Origin of the sequence: Streptomyces sp. Ru73, from assembly GCF_002920575.1 — a bacterium.
GTDB lineage: Bacteria > Actinomycetota > Actinomycetes > Streptomycetales > Streptomycetaceae > Streptomyces.
This window is the reverse complement of the sequence record NZ_PQSQ01000003.1, coordinates 63,125-84,515: the sequence shown is the minus strand read 5'-3', so window position 1 is coordinate 84,515 and position 21,391 is coordinate 63,125. Positions and strand designations below refer to the sequence as shown.

Genomic DNA, 21,391 nt, shown 5'->3' with positions numbered 1-21,391 from the left:
CTAGCGAGAGTTCCCCCATGCCTTCCGCCCCGCTGCCCGAACCAGTCGAGAACTTCGTGCCGTTCGCGACCGCCGCGCTGGACTTCCACCGCTCCCTCAACCTGCCCGCCGCCCAGGCACCCGCCAGCCGTGCCGACCTGGACGCGCTGCACGCCCACCTCACCGCCCTCTACCGGCTGCTCGGCTCCCACATCGCCCGCACCCGGCCGGTCGCCCTCATCGAGGGAGACCGCCTGCGGGCCACCCGGATCCGGCTGTGGCAGGCCGCCGACCATCTCCACGACGCCTTCCACGCAGCCCCGCACACCGCCGACGGCCGGCTTCCGAGCCGGGAGGCGTGCCGCGCCCGGTTCCCGGAGGGCGCCCCTGACCTCACCATCTGCCAGCGCCACCTCTCCACCAGCGCGCGGGTGCGCCGCGACCACACACCCACCGATCTCCATGGCCCCGTCACCGGCCTCACCCGCCACTGATCCGCCGCCCGCCCGAGAGGAAGACCACCGAGCATGCCCGCCACGCGAGCCCGCGCCGCTGCCAGCCCGCTGTACACGCCCCGCAAGGCCGACCGCCGCGCACGCCGGACGGCGCGCGAGCAGTTCACAACCGCCCGCAAACAGGCCCGGCACGCCTCCCGGCCACCGAACCGAACCTCCGCCCCCGGGACTGATCCACAGCTGCGGGCCAGCTACGCGCCGGCCGGGCGGCCCGGCCCTGCCTCCGCCCGCGGCGGCCACCTCAAGCTCCCGCCACACCGGATGACCACCGCCACCGCCTCCGGCGCCTACCCCTTCCTCGCCGAGGGCGGGCTCGGCTCCCAGGGCATCTACGTCGGCCACGACGTCCACGCCGAGGGCGCCTTCGCCTACGACCCCTTCACCCTCTACGGCAAGCTCGACGGCTTCACCAACCCCAACATCCTGCTCGCCGGCGTCATCGGCATGGGCAAGTCCGCCCTGGCCAAGTCCCTCGCCGTCCGGGCCGTCGCCTTCGGGTACAAGATCTACGTCCCCTGCGACCCCAAGGGTGAGTGGTCCGTCGTCGCGAGCGAACTGGGCGGGCAGACCATCGCCCTCGGCCCCGGCCTGCCCGGTCGCCTCAATCCACTGGATGCTCCCACCCGACCGCGAGGGGTGAGCGAGGAGGACTGGCGCACCGAGGTTCGCAAGCGCCGTCTGCTCCTGCTGGGCTCACTGGCCAAGACGGTGCTGCGCCGGGAGTTGCATCCCATGGAGCACACCGCTCTCGACGTCGCCCTCGATCATGTCGTCGCCCGCGCCGAAGCCAGCGGCGCCACGCCACTGCTCGGGCAAGTGGCCCACGTCCTCGGCTCCCCCGAGCAGCTCGACGCCGCCCGCGATGAGACGCCTGGGCGTCTCGGCCGCGCGGCGGAGGACCTTGCTCACGCCCTGCGCCGTCTGGTCCACGGCGACCTGGAGGGCCTCTTCGATGCCCCGTCCACGGTCGCCTTCGACCCGGCCGCGCCGATGCTGTCGATCGATCTGTCCCGCCTGGGCGGCAGCGGCGATGACACCGCCCTCGTCCTGGCCATGACCTGCGCCTCCGCCTGGATGGAAGCCGCCCTGGCCGACCCCGACGCCGGGCGACGATGGGTCATCTACGACGAAGCCTGGCGCGTCATGCGCCACGCCGCCCTGCTGGAGCGCATGCAGTCCCAGTGGAAGCTCAGCCGCGGCCTGGGCATCGCCAACATGATGGTCATCCACCGCCTCTCCGACCTCCTCGCGGCAGGCGACGCCGGCTCTCGCGGCCGAGCTCTGGCCGAGGGCCTGCTCACGGACTGCTCCACCCGCATCATCTACCGTCAGGAAGCCGACCAACTCCACTCCGCCGCCGCCTTGCTCGGGCTCACCGGTGTCGAGACGCAGGCGGTGTCTGCCCTGACAAAGGGCCGTGGGTTGTGGAAGGTCGCCGGCCGTTCCTTCGTCACGCAACATCTGCTTCATCCACGGGAGCGCGAGCTGTTCGATACGGATGCTCGAATGTGTGCCTGACCAGCGGTCACGCCGACCGGCGACACGGGAGGGCGGGCCCTGCGGTCGCACTAACACCGGATCGCCGGCACCACCAAGCCCCACTTCGCCGCGCACCCTCGTTCTTCGCACGCCCCTCTGATCCATCGAGGTAGCCGTGGCGGACGCCCGCCACATCACGATCGGCGCCCCCTGCCGTGGTCGCTTGCCCGCCCTGTTCACCGTTTGAAGGAAGCTCTTGTGCCTGGCCCCGATGAGTCCGCGCAGCCCAAGGTGGCGTTCGGCGTCATCCCCGACCTGGGGGTGGCTGCCGCCCTGTCCGAGGACCATTCCTGGGCCGCTGAAGTACTGCGTCAGTACGGCTTCGCCCACGACTCCCGGCGGGACATCTACCTGCTGCCACCCGGCACCGCACACCACACCGCTGTCCACGCAGTGGCCGCTACCGCTCGGAAGCTCCAGAGGACGGGGCTGTCGGTGGCAGCGGACCCCCGGGTCGTTGCCACCGGCCCTCCGCCGAAGCCATCCGCCCCGGTCACACCGCCACGCCAGTCGCTGGCCGATCTGTCCGCCGCGCTTTCCTCGCTGGAGAGGCCCTCGGATGTCGCCCACTGGTTGCGCTACCCCGTTGACGGTCAGGGCGGCGTCATTCCGCAGCTACGCCACTTCCTCGGCTCGGCAGCCGCCTGGTGCGATCGGCTCGACCACACCGACGGCCCCGAACTGGCACGTCACCTGCGCAGCCTCGCTGAACACGTTGAGGTTCTCGGCGACCGGCTCGCTCATGTATCGCACTATCTGGACGGCCTGCCCCCGGTCACGCAGGGAGACGGACAGGTGCTTGCCCGGCGGGCCAGCGCCGCGACGACCTCCTCCCCGCACCGCCCGGCCGCAGCGGCGAAGACGCCGCCAGAGGCCACCCAGCATCCGCCGCCCGTACCCCGTACCCGGCGCACTCGCTGACCGCCCCGCTCAACTACTCCCCGTTCTCTGGAAGGAAGCTTGTTGTGCCCGTGAAGAAGATCTGGACCGTGGACCACGCCTGCGGCCACCGCCAGGAGGCCGATCTGTCCGCCCGCCCGGCTGATCAGCGCGCCGGCTACGCCCGTTGGCTCGCCGCCCGGGACTGCACCGACTGCTGGCGCGCCTCCCGCGAAGCGGACTGCGAGTCGCAGGCGGAGTGGCTGGCCAAGAAGCGTGCCAAGGAGGTGGCCGAGGCGCAGGCGTGGGCCGAGCGGTACCGGATGCCGCCGCTGGAGGGCAGCGAGCGCGCCGCCGGCTGGGCCACCCGCTGCCGCCACCGGCTGGTGACCGCCGCCTACACCGCCCTGGTCAGCGAAGGCGTCATGGACTCATCCGCGTGGCAGGGCGTCGAAGGCGCCGTACGGGCCGTCACCCCGGCGGGATGGTGGATCGACAACAGGGAGGCCAACCCCGTGGACCTGCCAGAGCTGCTGGATGCCGCCGTAAGCGACCGGCTGCCGGAGCATCCGTATTCCTGAGAGACGTCCCGCGCTCGTCGACAGTCCTTTCCCCGGGCCTCGGCCGCTGGCCCTGCTGTCCCCCCTCCACCGCAACCGATCATTCCTGCCCGGAGAGCCTTCATGTCCCGTCTCACTCGCTTCAAGAACCACCTTCTCGCCTTCGTCCACGAGGTGTTCGCTGACGACGCCGACATCTACCGCCAGCCACGCAGCAGCGCAGTCCTCGCCGACTGCTACCACGAAGGTGCCGAGGCGATCCTCCTCGACTGCGGCTTCGAAAGGCCCCACGGGTGGCAGAAGTTCCACCTGCCGCAGCACTTCACCGAGGCAGAGAAGAAAACCCGTGCCACTCAAGCCGCGTTCCGGCTGCTGTCGGCTCGCTATGACGTGAACATCGACAATTCGCTCCTGTGCCCCGCTACACAGGAGGCCCACTTGGACGGCCGCTGCCAAGACGCCCGTCGCACGCCTTCGGCACGATGACCTCGAACAACCCGCGCGCCCATCCGTTCCCCCGCCAGGAGCTGCCGTGATCACCAACAGAGCCCGCCGCCTCCCCCGCGCGCACCGTTCCGCACTTCTTGGGATTGCACATTGCCTTCCACGCCATCTCGTACCAGGACGCCCTCGACCACCACCGGTACGGACGTTCTGCTCTACCTCCTGCTCGCCCTCGCCGCCCTCGGTATCGGCGGCGGTTCCCTTGCCTGGCTGTTCGGCAATCTCGCCAACGCCGCCTCCGGTTCCGGACCGTGGGGACCGTTTGACCCCACACAGGCCCTGTTCCATCCCGACCAGCTCTGGCCCCGCCTGCCCCACGCCGGCCTGCTGGTCAGCTGTTACGGCATCCCGGCCTTGCTGATGGCCACGGCCGTGTTCGTCTCGGCGAAGCTGTGGCTGCGCTTCCGTGCGAACCCACGCGGCCTAGCCGGTCCGCGCGACCTGGGCGACCTGCTGCCGAAGAAGGCCGCCGCGAAGGCCATCAGCCTGCGCGCCGGCTTCGCCGACACCAAGCCGAAGGACGTCGCCCCCGACGACCGCGGCGTGCTGCTGGGCACCCTCCAGCCCGGCGCAGCGGAGGTCCGTTCCTCCTGGGAGGACGTGCTGCTGGCCATCATGGCGCCCCGCTCGGGCAAGACCTCTTCCCTGGCGATCCCCGCGATCCTGCGCGCGCCGGGGCCGGTGCTGCTGACGTCCAACAAGGCCGCGAACGATGCCTTCACCGCGACGGTCGATGAACGCGCTCGCGTGGGGACGGTGTGGACGCTGGATCCGCAGCAGATCGCGCATGCCGAGCAGACGATGTGGTGGGACATCCTCGCCGACGCCCACGACCTGGCCGGAGCGCGACGGCTGGCCCAGCACTTCGTCACCGCCAGCGTGAACGAGTCCAGCGCCGGGGACTTCTGGTCCACCGCCGCCGCCAACACCCTCACCGCGCTCTTCCTCGCCGCCGCCCGCGGCGGGCGCCCCGTGACCGAGGTGACCGCGTGGCTGGCCTCCCCGGCCGACCGTACGCCCATCGACCTGCTCACCGATGCCGGCCTGGACGCCGTCGCCGCCCAGCTGCAGGGCACCGTCGCTGGGGCCGTGGAGACCCGGGATGGCATCTTCGAGACCGCGCGGCAGTACGCCAGCTGCCTGCTCGACCCGCGGATCGCCGCCTGGGTCACCCCGCCACACCCCGGCTCCAAGCTGCAGGAGTTCCGGCCAGAGGCGTTCTCCACCAGCCGGGACACGCTCTTCTTGCTGTCGAAGGACGGCGGCGGCTCCGCCTCGGCGATCATCGCCGCCGCGGCCGATGCGGTGATGCGCGCGGCCGTCGTCCAGGCCGAGCGCGCGGGCGGGCGCCTGGACCCGCCGATGCTGGCGATCCTGGATGAGGCGGCGAACGTCTGCCGCATCCAGGACCTGCCCGACCTGTACTCCCACCTCGGCTCGCGCGGCGTCATCCCGATCACGATCCTGCAGTCCTACCGGCAGGGCCAGCGGGTGTGGGGCGAGACCGGCATGGACGCCCTCTGGTCGGCTGCGACGATCAAGCTGATCGGCTCCGGCATCGACGACGCGGACTTCGCCGATAAGCTCTCCCGTCTGGCCGGCGACCACGAGGTTCAGACCGTGTCCGTGTCTACCAGCGAGTCCGGCAAGTCCTCCTCCATCTCCATGCGGCAGGAACGCGTCCTGCCTGCCGACGCGATCCGCGCGCTGCCCAAGGGCTCCGTGCTGCTGCTGGCCACCGGCATCCGCCCCGCCCTGCTCGACCTCAAGCCCTGGTACCGCGAACCGGACGCCGACCGGCTCGGCACCGCCTCGAAGCAGGCCACGGCCGCCATCACCGAACGCGCCCTGGCCAAGAACCGGCCCGACCGCGACCTGTATGGACCCGCCGCATGATGCGGCACGCCCCACACCGCACCCCGGCAAGACGGCCCACCAGCCCTGTATCTAGCCGCTGGCTTCCGTCTCCCATCGAGGTGTTCCATGTCCTCCTTCAACTCCCCGTCCCCGTACGCGTCCCACCGGCTTGCCGATACCGCCGCCGTGTACCGGGGAGGTCGCTGGTGGCTCGATGCCCGCAGCGGCGCCGTCCCCGCAGACGCTGAACTCACGCAGGCGCTCCACCGCCACGCCGCTGATCTGGCCGCAGCGAACCGGGCCGTGGCCGTCATGGAGCAGGCGTGACGGTGACGCCGCTGTTCCAGGCCGAGCAGGCCGTCCTGGGCGCAGTGCTGCTGGAGCCGGGCCAGCTCGGCCGCCTGTCTGAATGGCTGCGGCCGGAGCACTTCTACCGGCCCGCGCACTCTGCCCTGTATGCCGCCATGCTGGATCTGCGTGCCGAAGCGCACCCGGCGACGACGGCGCCGCCGGACGCACCGGTTCCGCTGGCGTGGGTCAACGACACGCTCGCACGGGCCAGTGTCCATACGCGCGGGATCACCGCCTCCCACATGCACTCCCTGGCCTCGGCCTGCCCGCGTCCGGCACACGCGCCGATCTACGGGCGGATGGTGCTGGAGGGCGCTATCCAGCGCAGCGTCGCCGAGCACGCCGTCCGCCTGCACCAGGCCGCCCGCACCGATACTGAGCGTGGCATGGGTGTCGCCGAGACTCTGCGCCATGCCCAGGTCCTGGCCGACGTCCTCGATGACCTCGGCCGCCGCTGGGGAAGCGAAGCCCACGCCGCTCGACCGGCAACGCCACCTGCGGCCCCCGCCGCTCCTGCTCGGGTGGACGAGCGGGTTCTGGCTGATGAGGAGAGCATCCTGGGCACGCTGTCCGCCTACCCCCGGCAACTGGGCGAGGTGGTGGGCTGGCTGCGCCCGGAGGACTTCGCCGACCCAGGCCACGGGCAGATCTACCGTGCGCTGGGGGCGCTGCATCACCGGGGCGAGCCGGTGGACCAGCTCACCGTGCTGTGGGAATGCCAACGCCGCGGCGCCCTCGCCGACGGCACCCTGGAGGCCGACCGCGTCCGCCACCTATGCGGCACCGCCGCCGGGGGTTCGGCCGGCTACTTCGGCGCCCACATCCTCGATGCCTCCCTGCTGCGCACCGCTGCCGCCTCCGCGCAGCACATCCGCGGCCTGGCCGGCAATGAGGCGCTGGCACCGGGCCAGCTCATCAGCCAGGCCCGCACCGCCCTCGCCCCCCTCGATCAGGCGCGCCACCGCCGAGCTGCCGCCGACGCCGGCCCCGGTACCGCCCCAGCCCAGACGGAGACGTCCACCGAGCCGCCTCCGGCGCAAGTCGCCGCTGCCCGCGCCCGCAGCCGCCCGCCGCAACCAGGCAACGTTGTGCCTCACGCCTCAGCAGCGACCGCACCGGCGCCCTCCCCCTCCACCAAGCCCGGGGCCGCACGTGCACGGTGATCCAACAGTGCCCGACTCCCGGTGGCCGATCGGCAGTCTGTGCTCCGGCTACGGCGGCCTGGACCTGGGCGTCCAGGCTGCCCTCGGTGGCTCTCTCGCCTGGCACGCCGAGACCGATCCCGGAGCCGCCCGTATTTTGGCCCGCCACTGGCCCGGCGTGCCCAATCTCGGTGACATCACCACGATCCGGTGGGCCGACGTGCCGCGGGTGTGCGTCCTGACCGCGGGGTTCCCCTGTCAAAGACGTCTCGGTCGCCGGCCGCCGGACCGGCCTGCTGGAAGGAAATCGTTCCGGGCTGTGGCACCACGTGGTGCGTGCCATCGAGGCCCTTGATCCCTGCCTGGTGGTGATCGAAAACGTACGAGGACTCCTCACCTCCCCCGCCACTGCCCCTGGCGAGGTGGAACCCTGCCCGTGGTGTCTGGGAGACGGCGCAGGCCGGCCTGCTGTGCGGGCATTGGGTGCCGTACTCGGCTCCCTGGCCGACCTCGGGCGTGATGCACGCTGGTGCGTGCTACGCGCCAGCGACGTCGGAGCCCCACACCGGCGTGAACGCCTCTTCCTCACCGCCTGGCGACACGGGGCCGTTGCTGAAGACGCCGACCAGCAACCTCGCCACCAACGGCGGCAGCCAACACCCATCGAAACGCAAGGAAGGCGGACACGGCCCGAACCTGGCCGACGAGATCGAGTGGCTCCTGCCCACTCCGGTGGCGTCCGACGGGGCCAAGGGCTCGCCGCGCCAACGCCACCGCAGCAGCAACCTGCCCCTCCCCTCTGCGGCGGCTCAACGGCACCAGCGCTCCACGGCCGGGCCCGTGGCTCTGGAACAGCCGATGGCGACGCTCTTCGACGCCTCGCTGCTGACCGAGAACCCGCCGGAGCCTGGGGACGGTACGCAGGCGCCATCGCCCGATGGGAGAAGATCTTCCGCCCGGCACCGACGCCGACCGATGCGGCAGGCCTTCTCGCACCCCGGTTCGTGGAGTGGATGCAGGGCCTTGAGGACGGCTGGGTAACCGCCACCCCAGGGCTCGGGCGACCGGCTCAACTCGCGGCGCTGGGCAACGGGGTCCTCCCGCACCAAGCCGCCCAGGCCCTGCGTCTCCTGGCCCCGCCCATACCAGCCTGCCACCACCGCGCGCACGGCTGAGACGGCCCCTTCTACACCCTGCTTCCCGGCCGGACCAAACCGCGTTCTCTGCGGATCCTCGACACCCAACCACCCGAGTCAGAAAGGGGCATCGATGTCGGGGACCGCCGAGAACGACGGCCCGGTGCGGATACCGGACCACGACGTGGACGACCTCGTGGCCACCGTCAGCGCGCTGGTGGCAAAGAGCCAGCAGCAGGCCGAGACCCTCGCCCGTCTCACCGATGAACAACTCGCGCCGGAGGACGAGCCGAGGGAAGCCACCTCAACATCAGCGAAGGAGGACGGCTTCCAGGGGCCGTCCTCCTCCTTCATCCTCACCCTCGAAGGCCGCGCCTACGCCACGGAGCTGGCGGCGCTCGCGACCTGGGTGGACGACCTGCTGCTGCCGGTCTACGGGCGCGAGATCACCGCCAGCCGCCCCTGGTGCCACCGGTGGACCGAGCACCCGGAAGCCGTTGCGCGGCTGCATGCGCTGTGGCTGGCCTGGCAGCAGTACACCGACACCGAGGCCGGCCTCGCCGGGCCCTCCACCTGGCACCGCGACCACCTCGACCCGGCCCTCCTCCAGCTCCGAGCGCCGGACGGGCCGTTCGGTGCCTGCACCACCAGCCGCACACGGCCGAACCACCGCCTGCTGCCCGGCCCCGAGACGGCTGCGAACAGGAGCTGACATGGCCGCGCCCGACTACCGCCTCGACGGCTTCCAACCCGCCTCCGGCCGCGTCGAGGACGACTTCCACTGGGTCACCCTCGGCGACGACACCTACGCGGGACTGGCCGCCCACCACACCCCCGACGGGCGGCACAGTTACCTGCTGCTCTACGACGGCGCCGCCATCTGGGACATCCCCGGCACCGCCGAATACCTCGCCATACACATCGAACGCGACCTGAACACCGGCACGTTCACCTTCGATGCCGCCCGCCGACCCACCGTCCCCCTCACCCAGCACTGGCTCATCCACCGGGGCTGCCCGGCCGAGGCGATCGAGCCGGACGGCTCGGTGGGCCCGCGCCCGGCCGACGCCCTCACCGCCCGCCTGGAGGATCAGCTGCGCCACCACCCCGAGGGCCGGTACACGCTCCTGTCCCACTACACCGACAACCCTGGCAACAACGCCGAGGGCATCCAGGTCAGCACCCTGCTCTACGACCACCACCCCGACGCGGCCGACACCCCCTACCGGATCTTCCTCGAAGAGACCGTGCCCTCCTTCGCCACCTACACCGTGCGCGAAGGCGCCTTCCCCACCGCCGAAGCCGCCGACACCTGGATGCGCACCCGCAACACTTCACTCCCTCTCACCCGCGAGCCGCAGGCTGGCCTCGGGCGTCGGGCGGCAGCCGCCCGCGCCCGGTCCACCACAGCCGCACCGCCCGGCCCCAGCCCGACCACACCGCCCGGTGGCACTGCCTCGCCACCCGCCCCCAGCACGATCCGTACCAGGGGCGGTCGCTGATGAGCGCCCGGTACGCCTTCGCCGCCCACCCCGACGCACTCGCCGACCTCCGCGACGCACCGGAGAACATCCGCGACCTGGCGCTGCTGGAACTGCAACACCTGGTGCACGGCAACGAACGCGGCGCCGCCCTGAAACGGGAATTGGCGGGCTGCCACAAGGTCTACGTCGACCCCCAGACCCGCTGGCGCATGGTCATCCAGTACCGCGACGCCCCCACCTCCTCTCAGCACCAACGGGAGATCTATCTGCTGGCCATGGGTGAGCGACAGGACCACGCCGCCTACCGCGCGGCGGCATGGCGGCTGCAACGGGAGCGCCGGCACACGGAGGCCGCCCCGCACGCCCATCGAGCCCGAGCCGCCCGGTCCCGCACCACCCAGGTCGACTTCGCTCCCAGCCAGGGGGCGGCAACGGCTGCCGAGACCGCCCCGCCCCAGCAACTTCCCCGCCGCCAGCGCTGACAGCGCAACGGCGTACCCGAGAGAAACCTTCCCTATGCCCACCGAGTACGACATCGAGCACTGGAGCGAGTACCGCGTCACGCCCCGCTACCTCGCCAGCTCCGGCTACGCGGGGGATCCTGGCTTCGAGCCGGTCGCCCACTGGCCTCACCACACCTTCGACGACGGCCCCTGCCAGCTCCTCGTCACCTCCCCCGACCACCGCATCAAGATCGGCTGGTTCGGCGACGACTACGACCTGTGGAAGATCACCGCAGCCCAGGACGCCGTCTCGCCACCCCGCTGGCAGGCGACCTTCAACCACGCCTTCCCGCCCGAGATCGTCGCCGGCCTCACCGCAGCCCTCGCCAACGACTGGGCACCCGAGAGCGACCGGTTCCTCACGCCGTCATCGGTGGACTGGGCCGACAGCATTCAGCCCCTGCTCGACGCCGGGTGGACACACGGCCCGGCCGAGCGCGGCACGGTGGAGATCCTCGCCCCCGACCACCAGGCCGGGGCGTCCATCGACCGCCACAGCTACGGCCGCCTGGACGAGCGAGTGCTCCTGTGGGCCGGACCGCGCGGATGGGACACCCGCGCGGAGGCGTCCTTCACCGTCGGCACCCCGCACCACCTCATCGCCGCCACCGCAGCCGCCATGAGCGACCCCACCCCCGTCGTACGGGAACGGCACATGCTCCACCGCGACATCGAGCACCTGGTGCGCCTCGAACCGGTGAAGGCCGAGGCCCCCTCGCCCCCGCGGGCTCCCACTCCGCTGGAGGCCAAGCAGGCGGCGGTCACCGCCGCCGTACAGCGTGCACAGCGCAGCCGACCCGGCGCCAAGCGGGCTCATGCCGCCCGCCTGCGCACCGCACACGCCCGTCCGCAGCCGCGTGCCACGCCCGCCGCGGCGAACCGTACCGACACATCTGCACGAACGCCTTCCCGATCGCGTCGTTGACCATCTTCCCGAGGAACCCCATGCAGCACCCCACTTCCGTGCCCGTCCGCCTGGAGCCGATTCACCACGCCGTCGGCGTGCTCGCTCCCCTGTGGACCTCCTGGACGCTGGAGACGCTGTGCGAACGCGGTCACCTGCGATCGCAGCAGCTGGCCTCCGCCCTGCCGTGGCTGAACATGCCAACCCTCCATCAGGTCCTGGTGCGCATGCAGTCCAGCGGCCTGCTGATCAAGCCCGAGCGCGGCTGCTACGCGGTCTCCCGCCTGGGCCAGGATGCCCGGCCCGTCCACCGCGCCCTCGCCTCCTGGCACGCGCGGCACTACGAGGCGCGCGCCACCTCCTGGAAGGGGCCGGACCGGGTCGAGGATGCACTGGCGCGGCTGCGCGGCAGGGGCGCCGTCGAGGTACTCACCGCGCTGGAACAACATGGACCGTTGCGGCCCGGCGCGCTGCGTGAGGCCGCCGGCATGGCAACCGGGTCCTTCCACTACCGCACCCGACAACTCCTCGACGACGGCCTCGTGACCCGCCTTGGCCCCGAGGAGCACTTCGCCTATGACCTCACCCCCGCCGCACGAGGTCTGGGGGCGGTGTACGCCGAGCTGCACGTCTGGGGCCGCCGCAGCCAGACAAATGACACAACAACGCAGTCCCACCAGCACTCTGCTGAGGCGAACCTGGCACGCGCCGCCCGCCAGTCCTCCCTCACTGCTGCGGCCACCACGCGATCCTTCTCACACCCGCCCGAGCCACTCCAGGCGCGGTCACACGCCCGTAGTACGCGTCCGCCGGCGGTCCCACTGCCGCGTCTCCATCGCCACGCTGGCCTGCTACGAGCCAGGCGAACGCTCCCGCCTGATCTGCCGGCCCAAGTTCCACAAGGGCCACCAGACAAAAGAGCGCCGCAACATCCCCCGGGCCGACTTCCGTGACCTGCTGATCCAGGCTTACCGCCAGCTCGGTCCTCACTCGTTCTCGTCTGAGGAATTCTCAACGCCCACCGCGCCGCCGGCATACGCGACTTCATCGCCGAGCAGGACTGGACCACCGTCTTCTACCTGCCGCCCTACGCACCCGATCTGAATCCCGTCGAGGGCCTCTGGTACCTGCTACGGCGCAGTTCTCAGGACAACACCGCCTTCACCGACCCCGACGGGTTCGTCCGGCACCCTCGCCATGGTCTTCGCAAGATCCAGTACCGCAGCGACCTCATCGACGGGTGCCTCACAGCCACCGGGCTTCCAGCACCTACAACCCACTGACGACATCTCGCCAACAAAGTCAGTAGTTGTGAGGGACGCAACGACTTGGGTCCGCACCGCTCAACGGCCTAAACGAATCCGACTCCGACGAGCAGATCGGCTGGGCTGGGCGAGGGGGGGCAGTCAGCTCTTCGACCGTCAGCTCCATTCCGACCTCCGCCTGCTACGCGTGGCCGTCCCGCAGAGACCGCCTCGGCATTGTCGACGCTCTTGCGGAATCCGCACTGCTCGTCCGTGTCACCACTGCCCCTTCGTCTCGTTCGCCCCGGGCTCAGTCCCAGGACACCCGCTTCATTCCCGAACGAGGTTTCTGTCCGCCCGTCCGCACGTCGAGTTCGCCTGTGGCAGACGCACACCCCGCCAGCGGACTGGAATGACGCTCCCAATCCAAGTCAACGTACGGACAGCTCAAAAAATGCAGTGCAGGTCAACGAAGGGAATGCTCGTGACGTCCAACGCGCAGGTCACCGGGGTCAGACAGGCCGCACTGCCCGCCGTTCTCCTCTGAGCCGAACGCCCCAACCCATCGTCTTCTCCAGGAGGTTTCCGTGTCGAACGCCCTCACGGTCGGGCAGCTGATCCGCCAGCTCCAAGCCGCCGATCCCCAACTTCCCGTCTACCTCGCAGTCAACCCGGACTGGCCCTACGCCCACCACATCGCTCGGATCGTAGCCCTCACCGAGATGGAGAAGGGTGCGGTATACATCATCGAGGACGGCCAGGCAGGTGTCCTCCCACCCGTCGTGCGCGCGGAATTGGCCTGGTCCTAAAGCACGGACTTCACGGGCCCGACGTCCCGACAGAGACGTCTGCGCTGGCCAACACGACGCCGGTGGTGCTTGCCCCGCTTATCTGTATGCGCCTCCGCACGCCGCACAGGAGAGGGAGGGTTAGGCACCGGCGCCCATACGGCAGCCTTGCAGATTTACATGTGATGTATAAATCCACGGCATTCCTGAGGCCGATCTTCCAGGATCACCTCATCTCGCGAAGTCCATTCAGGTGAAGTACAGCTCGCCAGCCATCTGCGTTGAGATGAGACTTGCGTGCAACGAAACCTCACTCCGTTCACGGCGCAGCAAGAAGGCTCAAGCTGCCGATGACACAGATGCTCGAAACCACATAACTACGGATCGGCGGCTATAACTGTGCTGCTACAACGACCTCTCTGATGAACTTGTGGCTGAATCCCGGAAGTTCGTCCAATCGGATTCGAAGCACGGCAGTAGAATTCTGTAGGTACTGCGGCGAAGCGATCGAATGGTTCGACCGCTTCGACAGAAAACGCATTCCTTTGACCCCCGAGGTGCCCAGCAAGCGGATCCCTGACCGCTTCAGATGGCACATCGATGGAGGAATTGCGTATCCGGGTTCTTATGCGCAGCACATGGGCGGGTATTGCCGAATCCCTCATCCAGCGGTTTGCCCAGCTCTGGACCATCAAGACCTCCCACGCATCTTGCAGACTTACGCAACAGCACTGGGCATGCGCATACAGAAGCGCATCGCGTGCGGAAAGTTCACGCCAGCTGCAGTACCGGACTGCGAGGAGGAAGTTTCCGAGCCCGACCCTGAGTCGACCGGAGCACCGGAACGCCACATCCTGTCATTCGGAGGGGCCCTCCGTCTGGCGCCGGGACCGATCGAAGACGTGCAGTGCGTCGCAGCCGACGTCAGCTCCACCGACCGATGCCCCGAGATGATTTTCGACGCGGACGAGGGCGGGTGGGCTCCCGTGGACATTCCACATGCCGCAGGGCGTGAAGGGCAGATGATTCTCTCGCAGACAGGCGGACAGATGTGGGTGTGGTCGCTCAGCAGCTTGAGCTTCTCCTCAGCCCGCCGCTGGCTGGACCAGCACTGCCCTAATCACACTGAGCATTCGACTGCCCCTGATGCAGTAGAACGCGAATGGGTCACCTTCCACCCTTTGCGCCATGCAGACTATATCCTCGCCAAGCGCCCTTCTGGATACGCACTACCCTTCAATCAAGGGGAAGAAAACGCCATCCATTCCAGCCCCGGAAAACGGAGCATCTGCGCTTCCCAGGGTTGCAATAACGGATCTTTGGCGCCGGTTGGCAAGGATTGGCTTTGCTGGCAATGCACCAAGGTTGCCAAGCGTCGCGTTCAGACGCACCGGCGCTGGCAGGCCGAGGGCTCTGCGTCTCCCGCCCGCCTCCCAGGCGAAACATCAAGCCCGTCTGCTGCTGATTCGACAGGCGACATGTAACACTGTCCTAGTTATCACCCGTCCGGGAGGGCACGCTTGGGGCGATTTGGGCGGGAGTGGAATTTAGTGCCATCGTAGGTGCGTGGATTCTGATCGACATTCCGTCTACCGCGTTCCGACGAAGCGACCGATCCTCCTACGGGAGCTGCGCAACAAGCTGCCCGGCGTCGATGATCGTATTCGCCATATGGATGGACTCGGCGATCCGACCGAATATGATCGGATCGCCGATGGCCTTTATTCCACCTTCAGCACCGCCAGAAATTTGGCGCCGACCCGCAATGTAACGGGGTGTCCTCACCATCCCAATGGGCCGGTCGACCCTTTGGCTCCGGCTGGCTGGGGAAATTGCCTCCTGTGCAACCGGAACCGGCGCATCGGTAACCAATCAGCGCGCTCCCAAGAGAGCGCTGGTTCCGGGTATCCCGTTCCCCAGGGCCCCTACGACCATCAGGCACTCCTGGCAATCATGTGCTCCGTCAACGAGTGTGTCTTCGAGCTTGATTACCGGTCTTCTGACCAAGAGTTCACACACGTCGCTGAGCTGCTCCATTCCGCCTTCATCATCGCCCGCGAGCTATCGCATCCGCGTAGCAACTCCGGGTGTCCCAAGCATCCGGGAGCACCTCTCGATGTCGACGTTCCAGGCGGTCCACGGTGTTTGTTCTGCCGAGCGCAGGAACTGCGTGAGGCGAGTGGTGATGTGCCCGTGATGGTGCCGCGTTCTAAGGAGATCAGAGCCCGAGGCATCCGTCGCAAGGGTCTACGTCCCTACGGGGCAGTGAATGAGACGTAATGCCTCAATCGACTTAGCTATTCGGAGCACATCATGCCTTCCTTCTACGATCACCTCCTGAGAGCCGAGGAACTGCTCGCGCAAGCTTCGGAAGAGATCCTCCATGGCAGTTACCGAGCCGCTAACACACTGACTAGCCTTTCGGTGGCGTACCTCGAGGCAGCGCACGCCCGGCGAGAGGTCATCGATGAACCGCCGAGTTTCAACGAACAGAACATCCGGCGACAACTGCCGGACTGGTGTGGGGAGTGCGACGGCCCTGATTTGGCGCTGCGCTGGATCTCGGTTGAGCGTCCCAATGGCAGCGGGATGAGCTTGGCGCGGTGCCCTGACTGCAATCCCCATTCGGATCGCTATCAAGCCACAACGAGCCAGCCGCAGCAGGTATCCGGATAGCGGCTGCACACACGAACACCTATGCCACTGTGCAACAAAACAACATTATAGGTAGCACCCCTCACTCGCTGCGTTCATTTCACGAAGACACCCATGCCACCCGGCACTCGTGTCCTGCTCAGACCTCAACGTGCGGCGATTCCTGTTGCGCCGCGGCCAGCACCCATATCGACGACCAGCTAGCCGACCACTCAGACCTCGTGAGGAGAACATGATGGGCAAACGCGATCAACGTCGGAAGCGGCAACAACGCCGGAAGAGAGACCGGGAGAAGAAGCGCTTGCGGGTGCCGCAACCCATCCTCCTTCACTTCCCACAGTCAGACCATCGCATTCGCGTCGTCATCAAGCCGGGAACTCCCCGAGAGGTGCAATACCTCTGTCAGCTGTACTGGGAAATCACCGATGACGGCGCGTGGGCCAGGCGTGTGAGCGAAATCGGCGCTATGCACGAGGTCACTGCCTCCGTCTACTCAGCCTCGCACGCACTCTTGCTTAAATCAGCGTGCGTAAATTGCGCTGAACCGATCGAGGTTGAGAATCGATCCTGGGCGGCACGGATCGCTGGGGCATTTCTCGATCGGGTCAACGGTACATACCGTTGCTGGTCCTGCTCGGCGATGCAAGAAACCGACAGACATCAGGAGCAGGAGCGGAAGACCGCCGAGGCTCAGGCGAAGGAGGAACGCACGGCGCGGGAGCGTGCCGAAAAGATCACGCGCATGTGGGAGCGTGAAGACGCCAAATGTCCGTCCGATTCACCATCGCACCTGCCAGCGTCCGCGGCTTCCCTACTTGTGCTACTCGCCATGTGTCGTTATTCCGGAGCCGCTCCGAACATGTCCATTCCCTCTCTGGCGGCCTTGGGCCCCGTCGGGTGGACCGGGGACACGGAACAGGACCTTCAAGCGGTCCAAGACCTGTACACCGATTTCCTGATCGCCCTTCACCCGGAAACGTCCGCCGATGCGCTGTCGATCGGCGACGACGGGCGTGTTCGTTATCTTGCCGTCTATGCCCAATGGCGGCTCATCGGCGGCCTGTCTCATGCGCAGCAAACCGCTGCACGATGCCGCCATTATGTACTCGCCGGCACCGGCCAGCGCGCTGCCGACTTGCGGACAGCACTCAAGGACCTAGTCGTCAACATGCAGGTGGCAGATGTCGTCACGTACCTCAATGGCCTGCTGACCAACAAATACGGGTACCCCAGCATTCCCGACACCCGCCGGCCCGAGCTGGTGGATAGCATCCGCCTGGGCCTCGAACACGGCTATACCACCGGTCAGATGATCTGCTTCGCGTGGCGCGCCGCCGACACTGCCGCGGGCTGGAAAGAGCGCAATGCCCGGATGGGACCGCCAGAGGCGTCCTCTGCCACCGTCACCATCCTCGACAACAAGGTGCGGGACACCATCGAACGCCGCTGGCCCGTGCCCGAGTATGAACCACCGAAGTGGCAAGAACGGCCGCTCGCCCTAGTCCCCGGGCAGGAATTGCTGTCCGCTGTGCGAAGTGTGCGCAGTCCGCAGGCGATCTCGGCCTGCGAAGAATGCGATCATCAGGGATTCGTCGAAGAGAACAAGGATGGGCACTCGGTGCTGCGCCGCTGCCTGCACACCACTCCCCTTCCGAGCCAAAGTGTCCGCAACACTTCTTCGAATGATTCGGACGATGTTCCGCCCATCGAGGACCCGGTGACGAAATGAGCATCGGAGTTGGGCGCACTCACGCTCAGGTCATGGGATGCCATGGCTGCGCCGGAGCGACTGGCCTGTTGCAGCGGCCAGTCGGGCCTTATGCCTTGAGGGCCGTGGACCGCACCGAGGGTGAGCCCGAGAGGGTATGTGGCGACTCCGGCGCTTTTATGTGGTTGATCATGATTGGCTACGCATGCCGCCGTTGACGTGTTGCAGCCGCCGAGGAACCGAGCCGCCACACTCCGGATACGGCACCCCGGCGATCAGCGCTACGCGAGGCTACCGTGGCCGCGCCGGCGCCACAGGCAGCGGCTTGAGTGGGGGCGGCGACTCTGGCCCAGCGATGTGCATCGGTCGAGGCCGCCTCAGTAGGAGAGCCCAGGCACTGGGGGAACCCGCTGGACACGTATCTTGATGACGCGTACGACCCACTGGCTCGACAGCTGACATAGCCGGTGCTGCCATCCCGTCAGCGTCGACGGTCCAGCGCAACCGAGGTGGCACAAGGTGGGTGGGGAACTCCAGAGCGTCAAGGACAACCCAGCGGACTCGGCTGGGTGTTCCACAGACCACCGGGTACTGCTGCACGCTCGCTGCGCAGTGGCCACAGACTCCGGCACACCCTACCTTCGCTGGCCAGTGCGAGGCCCGTGGCACCGCTCTGTCGACAACCGGGGCGGGCGAGGCTTCGCCAGCGTCGAATGTCGCCTCCAGCCACAGCTGCGGGCCGGCGATATTGCCCTGCCTGGGAGCTGGGGCCTGAACCGAGTCGGGCGTCAGTCGTTCTGGCTCTCGCAGCCTCGCGGGGCGGCGCCGGCGATGCTCGTCGAGGGCTGCACGCCAGTCGTAGTTCGTGTCGGCCGTCAGTCGCTTGCGCAGCCACGTCACGGCGTCCTGCCGCTCCACTTGGACATCGGACGGGATGAGGCGTCGAGCACGAGCATTGATCGCGCCAATGCTGCGATGATGGGCCTGCGCTATATCTTCCAATTGATAGCCTGCCCGGATTCCCTCGATCAGTTGGGCGCATTCCTTCACTGTCCAAGGTCGACCTCGCCGGAGGCTGGTCCGCTCGCTGTCGTTCCCCACCGCACCTCCTCGTGGATTCCTGCTCGAGTTCTTTCCGGGCCTAGCCAAATCCGTCCGCGACTACTCACCAAAACCAGTAGGTAACGGTACATGCTATCTTCGCTCAGCGCACCACGTTTAGCCTTGAGCATCTATACGGGATCCCCCCACGCCAACTGCCCTGAGGAGTTCGCACGTGGGCGAGGAAGAGGCGAGGTGTTATGGATGATCCGGTGGGACAGTGCGGTGTTGCGGCGCACGGACCACGCAATTTCCACTGCCCGCTTGATCGCATTTTCCTGACCCAACAACATCACCCCGCGCCGCGCCCGGGTCACGGCGGTGTACAGCAGGTTGCGCTGCAGGAGCTGACCAGCTGCGTTGATCATGGGGATGACGACATAGGGGTATTCACTGCCCTGAGACCGGTGGACGGTCAGGGCGTAGGCGTGCAGAAGTTCGTCAAGGTCGACGAAAGGGTAAACAGCCACATCCCCGTCGGAGAACGTCACGGTAAGTTCTTGCTCTTCCCCATTGACGGTGGTCACGGTTCCAGTGGAACCGTTGAACACGCCGTTGGTGCCGCGCTGTGGCCTATTCTTGGTCTGGAGCACCCGGTCGCCTTCCCGGAAAATGATGTCGTCGTGATAGTGCTCATGTTTGTGGGGAGCTGAGGGATTCAAGCACTTTTGAAGGCGACGGTTGAGGGCGAGAACACCAGCTTCTTGCTTCCGCCCCGGACACAGGACTTGGATGTCGTGGGGAGCTACGCCGAAGTGCCTCGGAATCTCCTTGGTAACGAGGTCGACGACTCGTTGGGCAATCCCCTCCGGCTCATTCATGTACTTGAAGCCGAAGACGCCGGGCGCCGGCTCAGGCGGCTCGCCGGCAAGGATGCGGTGGGCATTCAGAACGATCGCAGCGCTGTCATCATGTTGGCGGAAGACCTTCGTCAGTCGGGTCCGCGGAATGCTCTCGACGGCCAGGAGATCGTGCAGGACGCGTCCGGGGCCGATACTCGGCAGCTGGTCGGTGTCCCCGACCAGTAGCAGGTGGCAGCCAGTCGGGATCGCCGCTGCCATCCGGCACGCCAGCTCCACGTCCAGCATGGACGCTTCGTCAATGACCACCAGGTCAGCGCCGACGAGCGCGTTAGTGTGATGGGGGACCTCGTCGCCGCTGTCCTCGTGGATCAACCGGTGAACAGTCATTGCCGCATGCCCGGTGGCCTCCTCCAGCCTCTTGGCGGCCTTGCCGGTCGGCGCGGCCAGGGCGACCACACCGCCTGCCTGCTCACAGAGTTCGACCAGCACCCGCAGCGTGTGCGTCTTTCCGCAACCAGGCCCACCGGTCAGGATGGAGAGGGTGCGGGTGAGGGCCGTGCGAACCCCTTCATGCTGTTCCGTCGACAATTCAGTGACGTCTGTGGCCATCCGCCCGGCGATCCGCTCCTCCCACGAGGCCACCTGCGCCAGCCGGCCCGGAGCATTGATAAGGCGTCGCACATGCTGGGCCAGTCCCACCTCGGCCGAGTACCAGCGCCGCGGCGCGGCGATCTCATCGTCGCGAATGGTGCCGTCGCCGGTCGGGCGGGAGAGTACCTCCGTGACAACTTCCCGTGCCGCACACAGCGCGGCCAATGCCTCGCGTAGAACGGCCTCTTCCAAGATCTCGGCGGTCGCCGGATCATCATCGTCCAGCAGCTTCGCAGTCGACCGCAGCAGCCCGCTGACGAGCACGTAACAGTGCCCTTTCTTCGCGCATGCCTCTCCCAGGACATGCAGCATCGCAGCCTGAACGCGCTCGTCGCTGTTCTTGGGCACTCCGGCGGCAAGAGCGATCCTATCCGCATTGACGAAACCCACACCGTGCACGTCGCGACTCAGTCGGTAGGGATGCTCTCGCACAACCTCTAGTGGATCTTCATCATTGTCCGTGTACGTCGCATAGATTTTGGCAGCGAGGGAGGGGGAGATGCCGAGCCCCTGGAGAAACATCATAACCTCGGCGATCTTCCGATGCTTTTCCCAGGCTTCCAGGAGTCGCCCCAACCGCCCCTCACCGATTCCCGGAACTTCCTTCATCCGCTGAGGACTGGAGTCCAGAATATCGAGCGTCCGTTCTCCGAACTGATCCACGATCGCAGTCGCGAGCTTGGGGCCGATTCCGCGAACAAATCCCGAGGAGAGGTATGTCCGAATCCCTTTCTCCGTAGCCGGCCGGGCCCGTTGGCACTCCTCTGTCCGCAACTGACGGCCATGCTTCTGATGGCGCGTCCACGCGCCCCCTAGCCGGAGACACTCACCCGGCCGAACCCCAAACAATGCCTTTCCGGCTGCGGTTACTTGCTGCTCTCCCTCGTCAGTGTTCACCGTCAAGCTCAGAATCGTGTACTGGTCATGACTGACGTACACCAAATGATGCACGACACCCTCGATGTAATCGCGGTGCCCATTCCGGCCTACGTCACCCATGCGACTTTCCCATCAGAAGCCAGGACCCAGCCATCACCTCGCGAGATGGACATGAATCACTATAGAGAACGGAGAATAGAGCAGATTGA

Annotated in this window: 21 protein-coding genes; 19 read left to right on the top strand and 2 right to left on the bottom strand. The window is 67.5% G+C overall.

What is annotated here, in order from left to right:
* Positions 1–17: 17 nt before the first annotated feature.
* The 19 genes from C3486_RS02260 (at position 18) to C3486_RS36870 (ending at position 17,769) form a co-directional block, all read left to right on the top strand.
* A complete protein-coding gene (locus C3486_RS02260; RefSeq protein WP_103830813.1) occupies positions 18–473 on the top strand; it encodes a DUF6238 family protein in 456 nt (151 codons plus the stop codon).
* A gap of 33 nt (positions 474–506) precedes the next feature.
* The gene (locus C3486_RS02255) at positions 507–2,012 is read left to right on the top strand and encodes an ATP-binding protein (protein WP_103830812.1); all 1,506 of its coding nucleotides are present in this window, start codon (positions 507–509) and stop codon (positions 2,010–2,012) included.
* Positions 2,013–2,231: 219 nt separating this feature from the next.
* Entirely contained in the window at positions 2,232–2,954 is a 723-nt protein-coding gene (locus tag C3486_RS02250) for a hypothetical protein (RefSeq protein ID WP_103830811.1), read from the top strand.
* Positions 2,955–2,998: 44 nt separating this feature from the next.
* Positions 2,999–3,493: a hypothetical protein gene (locus C3486_RS02245; RefSeq protein ID WP_103830810.1), complete on the top strand. Its 495-nt coding sequence runs from the start codon at positions 2,999–3,001 to the stop codon at positions 3,491–3,493.
* A gap of 102 nt (positions 3,494–3,595) precedes the next feature.
* On the top strand, positions 3,596–3,958 hold the full coding sequence (locus C3486_RS02240) for a hypothetical protein (RefSeq protein WP_103830809.1): 363 nt from the start codon (positions 3,596–3,598) through the stop codon (positions 3,956–3,958).
* A gap of 111 nt (positions 3,959–4,069) precedes the next feature.
* A complete protein-coding gene (locus C3486_RS02235) occupies positions 4,070–5,872 on the top strand; it encodes a type IV secretory system conjugative DNA transfer family protein (RefSeq protein ID WP_103830808.1) in 1,803 nt (600 codons plus the stop codon).
* Positions 5,873–6,156: 284 nt separating this feature from the next.
* Positions 6,157–7,347: a DnaB-like helicase N-terminal domain-containing protein gene (locus tag C3486_RS02225; protein ID WP_258052542.1), complete on the top strand. Its 1,191-nt coding sequence runs from the start codon at positions 6,157–6,159 to the stop codon at positions 7,345–7,347.
* Positions 7,337–7,681: a DNA cytosine methyltransferase gene (locus C3486_RS37650; protein WP_258052541.1), complete on the top strand. Its 345-nt coding sequence runs from the start codon at positions 7,337–7,339 to the stop codon at positions 7,679–7,681. The genes C3486_RS02225 and C3486_RS37650 overlap by 11 nt, the downstream gene beginning before the upstream one ends.
* The gene (locus tag C3486_RS37810) at positions 7,620–8,501 is read left to right on the top strand and encodes a DNA cytosine methyltransferase (RefSeq protein WP_308461213.1); all 882 of its coding nucleotides are present in this window, start codon (positions 7,620–7,622) and stop codon (positions 8,499–8,501) included. The genes C3486_RS37650 and C3486_RS37810 overlap by 62 nt, the downstream gene beginning before the upstream one ends.
* Before the next feature lie 94 nt (positions 8,502–8,595).
* A complete protein-coding gene (locus C3486_RS02215; RefSeq protein WP_103830806.1) occupies positions 8,596–9,174 on the top strand; it encodes a DUF4913 domain-containing protein in 579 nt (192 codons plus the stop codon).
* Position 9,175: 1 nt separating this feature from the next.
* Positions 9,176–9,964: a hypothetical protein gene (locus C3486_RS02210; RefSeq protein ID WP_103830805.1), complete on the top strand. Its 789-nt coding sequence runs from the start codon at positions 9,176–9,178 to the stop codon at positions 9,962–9,964.
* A complete protein-coding gene (locus C3486_RS02205; protein WP_374936832.1) occupies positions 9,964–10,428 on the top strand; it encodes a hypothetical protein in 465 nt (154 codons plus the stop codon). Before C3486_RS02210 ends, C3486_RS02205 begins: the two co-directional genes overlap by 1 nt.
* Before the next feature lie 34 nt (positions 10,429–10,462).
* A complete protein-coding gene (locus tag C3486_RS02200; protein WP_103830803.1) occupies positions 10,463–11,374 on the top strand; it encodes a DUF317 domain-containing protein in 912 nt (303 codons plus the stop codon).
* 20 nt (positions 11,375–11,394) lie between these two features.
* Positions 11,395–12,306: a hypothetical protein gene (locus C3486_RS38490; protein ID WP_308461211.1), complete on the top strand. Its 912-nt coding sequence runs from the start codon at positions 11,395–11,397 to the stop codon at positions 12,304–12,306.
* A 54-nt stretch (positions 12,307–12,360) separates the two neighbouring features.
* Positions 12,361–12,636, top strand: a complete 276-nt coding sequence (locus C3486_RS38485) for a transposase (protein WP_308461212.1) — start codon at positions 12,361–12,363, stop codon at positions 12,634–12,636.
* A gap of 548 nt (positions 12,637–13,184) precedes the next feature.
* The gene (locus C3486_RS02190; RefSeq protein WP_103830802.1) at positions 13,185–13,406 is read left to right on the top strand and encodes a hypothetical protein; all 222 of its coding nucleotides are present in this window, start codon (positions 13,185–13,187) and stop codon (positions 13,404–13,406) included.
* 401 nt (positions 13,407–13,807) lie between these two features.
* On the top strand, positions 13,808–14,869 hold the full coding sequence (locus C3486_RS36880) for a DUF6083 domain-containing protein (RefSeq protein WP_146074938.1): 1,062 nt from the start codon (positions 13,808–13,810) through the stop codon (positions 14,867–14,869).
* An 829-nt stretch (positions 14,870–15,698) separates the two neighbouring features.
* The gene (locus C3486_RS36875) at positions 15,699–16,061 is read left to right on the top strand and encodes a hypothetical protein (RefSeq protein ID WP_146074936.1); all 363 of its coding nucleotides are present in this window, start codon (positions 15,699–15,701) and stop codon (positions 16,059–16,061) included.
* 211 nt (positions 16,062–16,272) lie between these two features.
* On the top strand, positions 16,273–17,769 hold the full coding sequence (locus tag C3486_RS36870; protein WP_146074935.1) for a hypothetical protein: 1,497 nt from the start codon (positions 16,273–16,275) through the stop codon (positions 17,767–17,769).
* 270 nt (positions 17,770–18,039) lie between these two features.
* Here the strand turns inward: C3486_RS36870 and C3486_RS38705 are convergent, their stop codons facing one another.
* A complete protein-coding gene (locus tag C3486_RS38705; protein WP_374936833.1) occupies positions 18,040–18,417 on the bottom strand; it encodes a DUF6083 domain-containing protein in 378 nt (125 codons plus the stop codon).
* A gap of 563 nt (positions 18,418–18,980) precedes the next feature.
* Positions 18,981–21,302 (bottom strand): ATP-dependent RecD-like DNA helicase, encoded by a 2,322-nt coding sequence (locus tag C3486_RS02175; protein WP_103830799.1) that lies wholly within the window; start codon positions 21,300–21,302, stop codon positions 18,981–18,983.
* Positions 21,303–21,391: the final 89 nt, after the last annotated feature.

Coding starts and splice junctions, on each gene's coding strand:
- C3486_RS02240 (WP_103830809.1), top strand. CDS start 3,596: ATGTCCCGTCTCACTCGCTTCAAGAACCACCTTCTCGCCTTCGTCCAC.
- C3486_RS02255 (WP_103830812.1), top strand. CDS start 507: ATGCCCGCCACGCGAGCCCGCGCCGCTGCCAGCCCGCTGTACACGCCC.
- C3486_RS38490 (WP_308461211.1), top strand. CDS start 11,395: ATGCAGCACCCCACTTCCGTGCCCGTCCGCCTGGAGCCGATTCACCAC.
- C3486_RS02175 (WP_103830799.1), bottom strand. CDS start 21,302: ATGGGTGACGTAGGCCGGAATGGGCACCGCGATTACATCGAGGGTGTC.
- C3486_RS02200 (WP_103830803.1), top strand. CDS start 10,463: ATGCCCACCGAGTACGACATCGAGCACTGGAGCGAGTACCGCGTCACG.
- C3486_RS02210 (WP_103830805.1), top strand. CDS start 9,176: ATGGCCGCGCCCGACTACCGCCTCGACGGCTTCCAACCCGCCTCCGGC.
- C3486_RS36880 (WP_146074938.1), top strand. CDS start 13,808: ATGAACTTGTGGCTGAATCCCGGAAGTTCGTCCAATCGGATTCGAAGC.
- C3486_RS36875 (WP_146074936.1), top strand. CDS start 15,699: ATGCCTTCCTTCTACGATCACCTCCTGAGAGCCGAGGAACTGCTCGCG.
- C3486_RS02260 (WP_103830813.1), top strand. CDS start 18: ATGCCTTCCGCCCCGCTGCCCGAACCAGTCGAGAACTTCGTGCCGTTC.
- C3486_RS02215 (WP_103830806.1), top strand. CDS start 8,596: ATGTCGGGGACCGCCGAGAACGACGGCCCGGTGCGGATACCGGACCAC.
- C3486_RS02205 (WP_374936832.1), top strand. CDS start 9,964: ATGAGCGCCCGGTACGCCTTCGCCGCCCACCCCGACGCACTCGCCGAC.
- C3486_RS36870 (WP_146074935.1), top strand. CDS start 16,273: ATGATGGGCAAACGCGATCAACGTCGGAAGCGGCAACAACGCCGGAAG.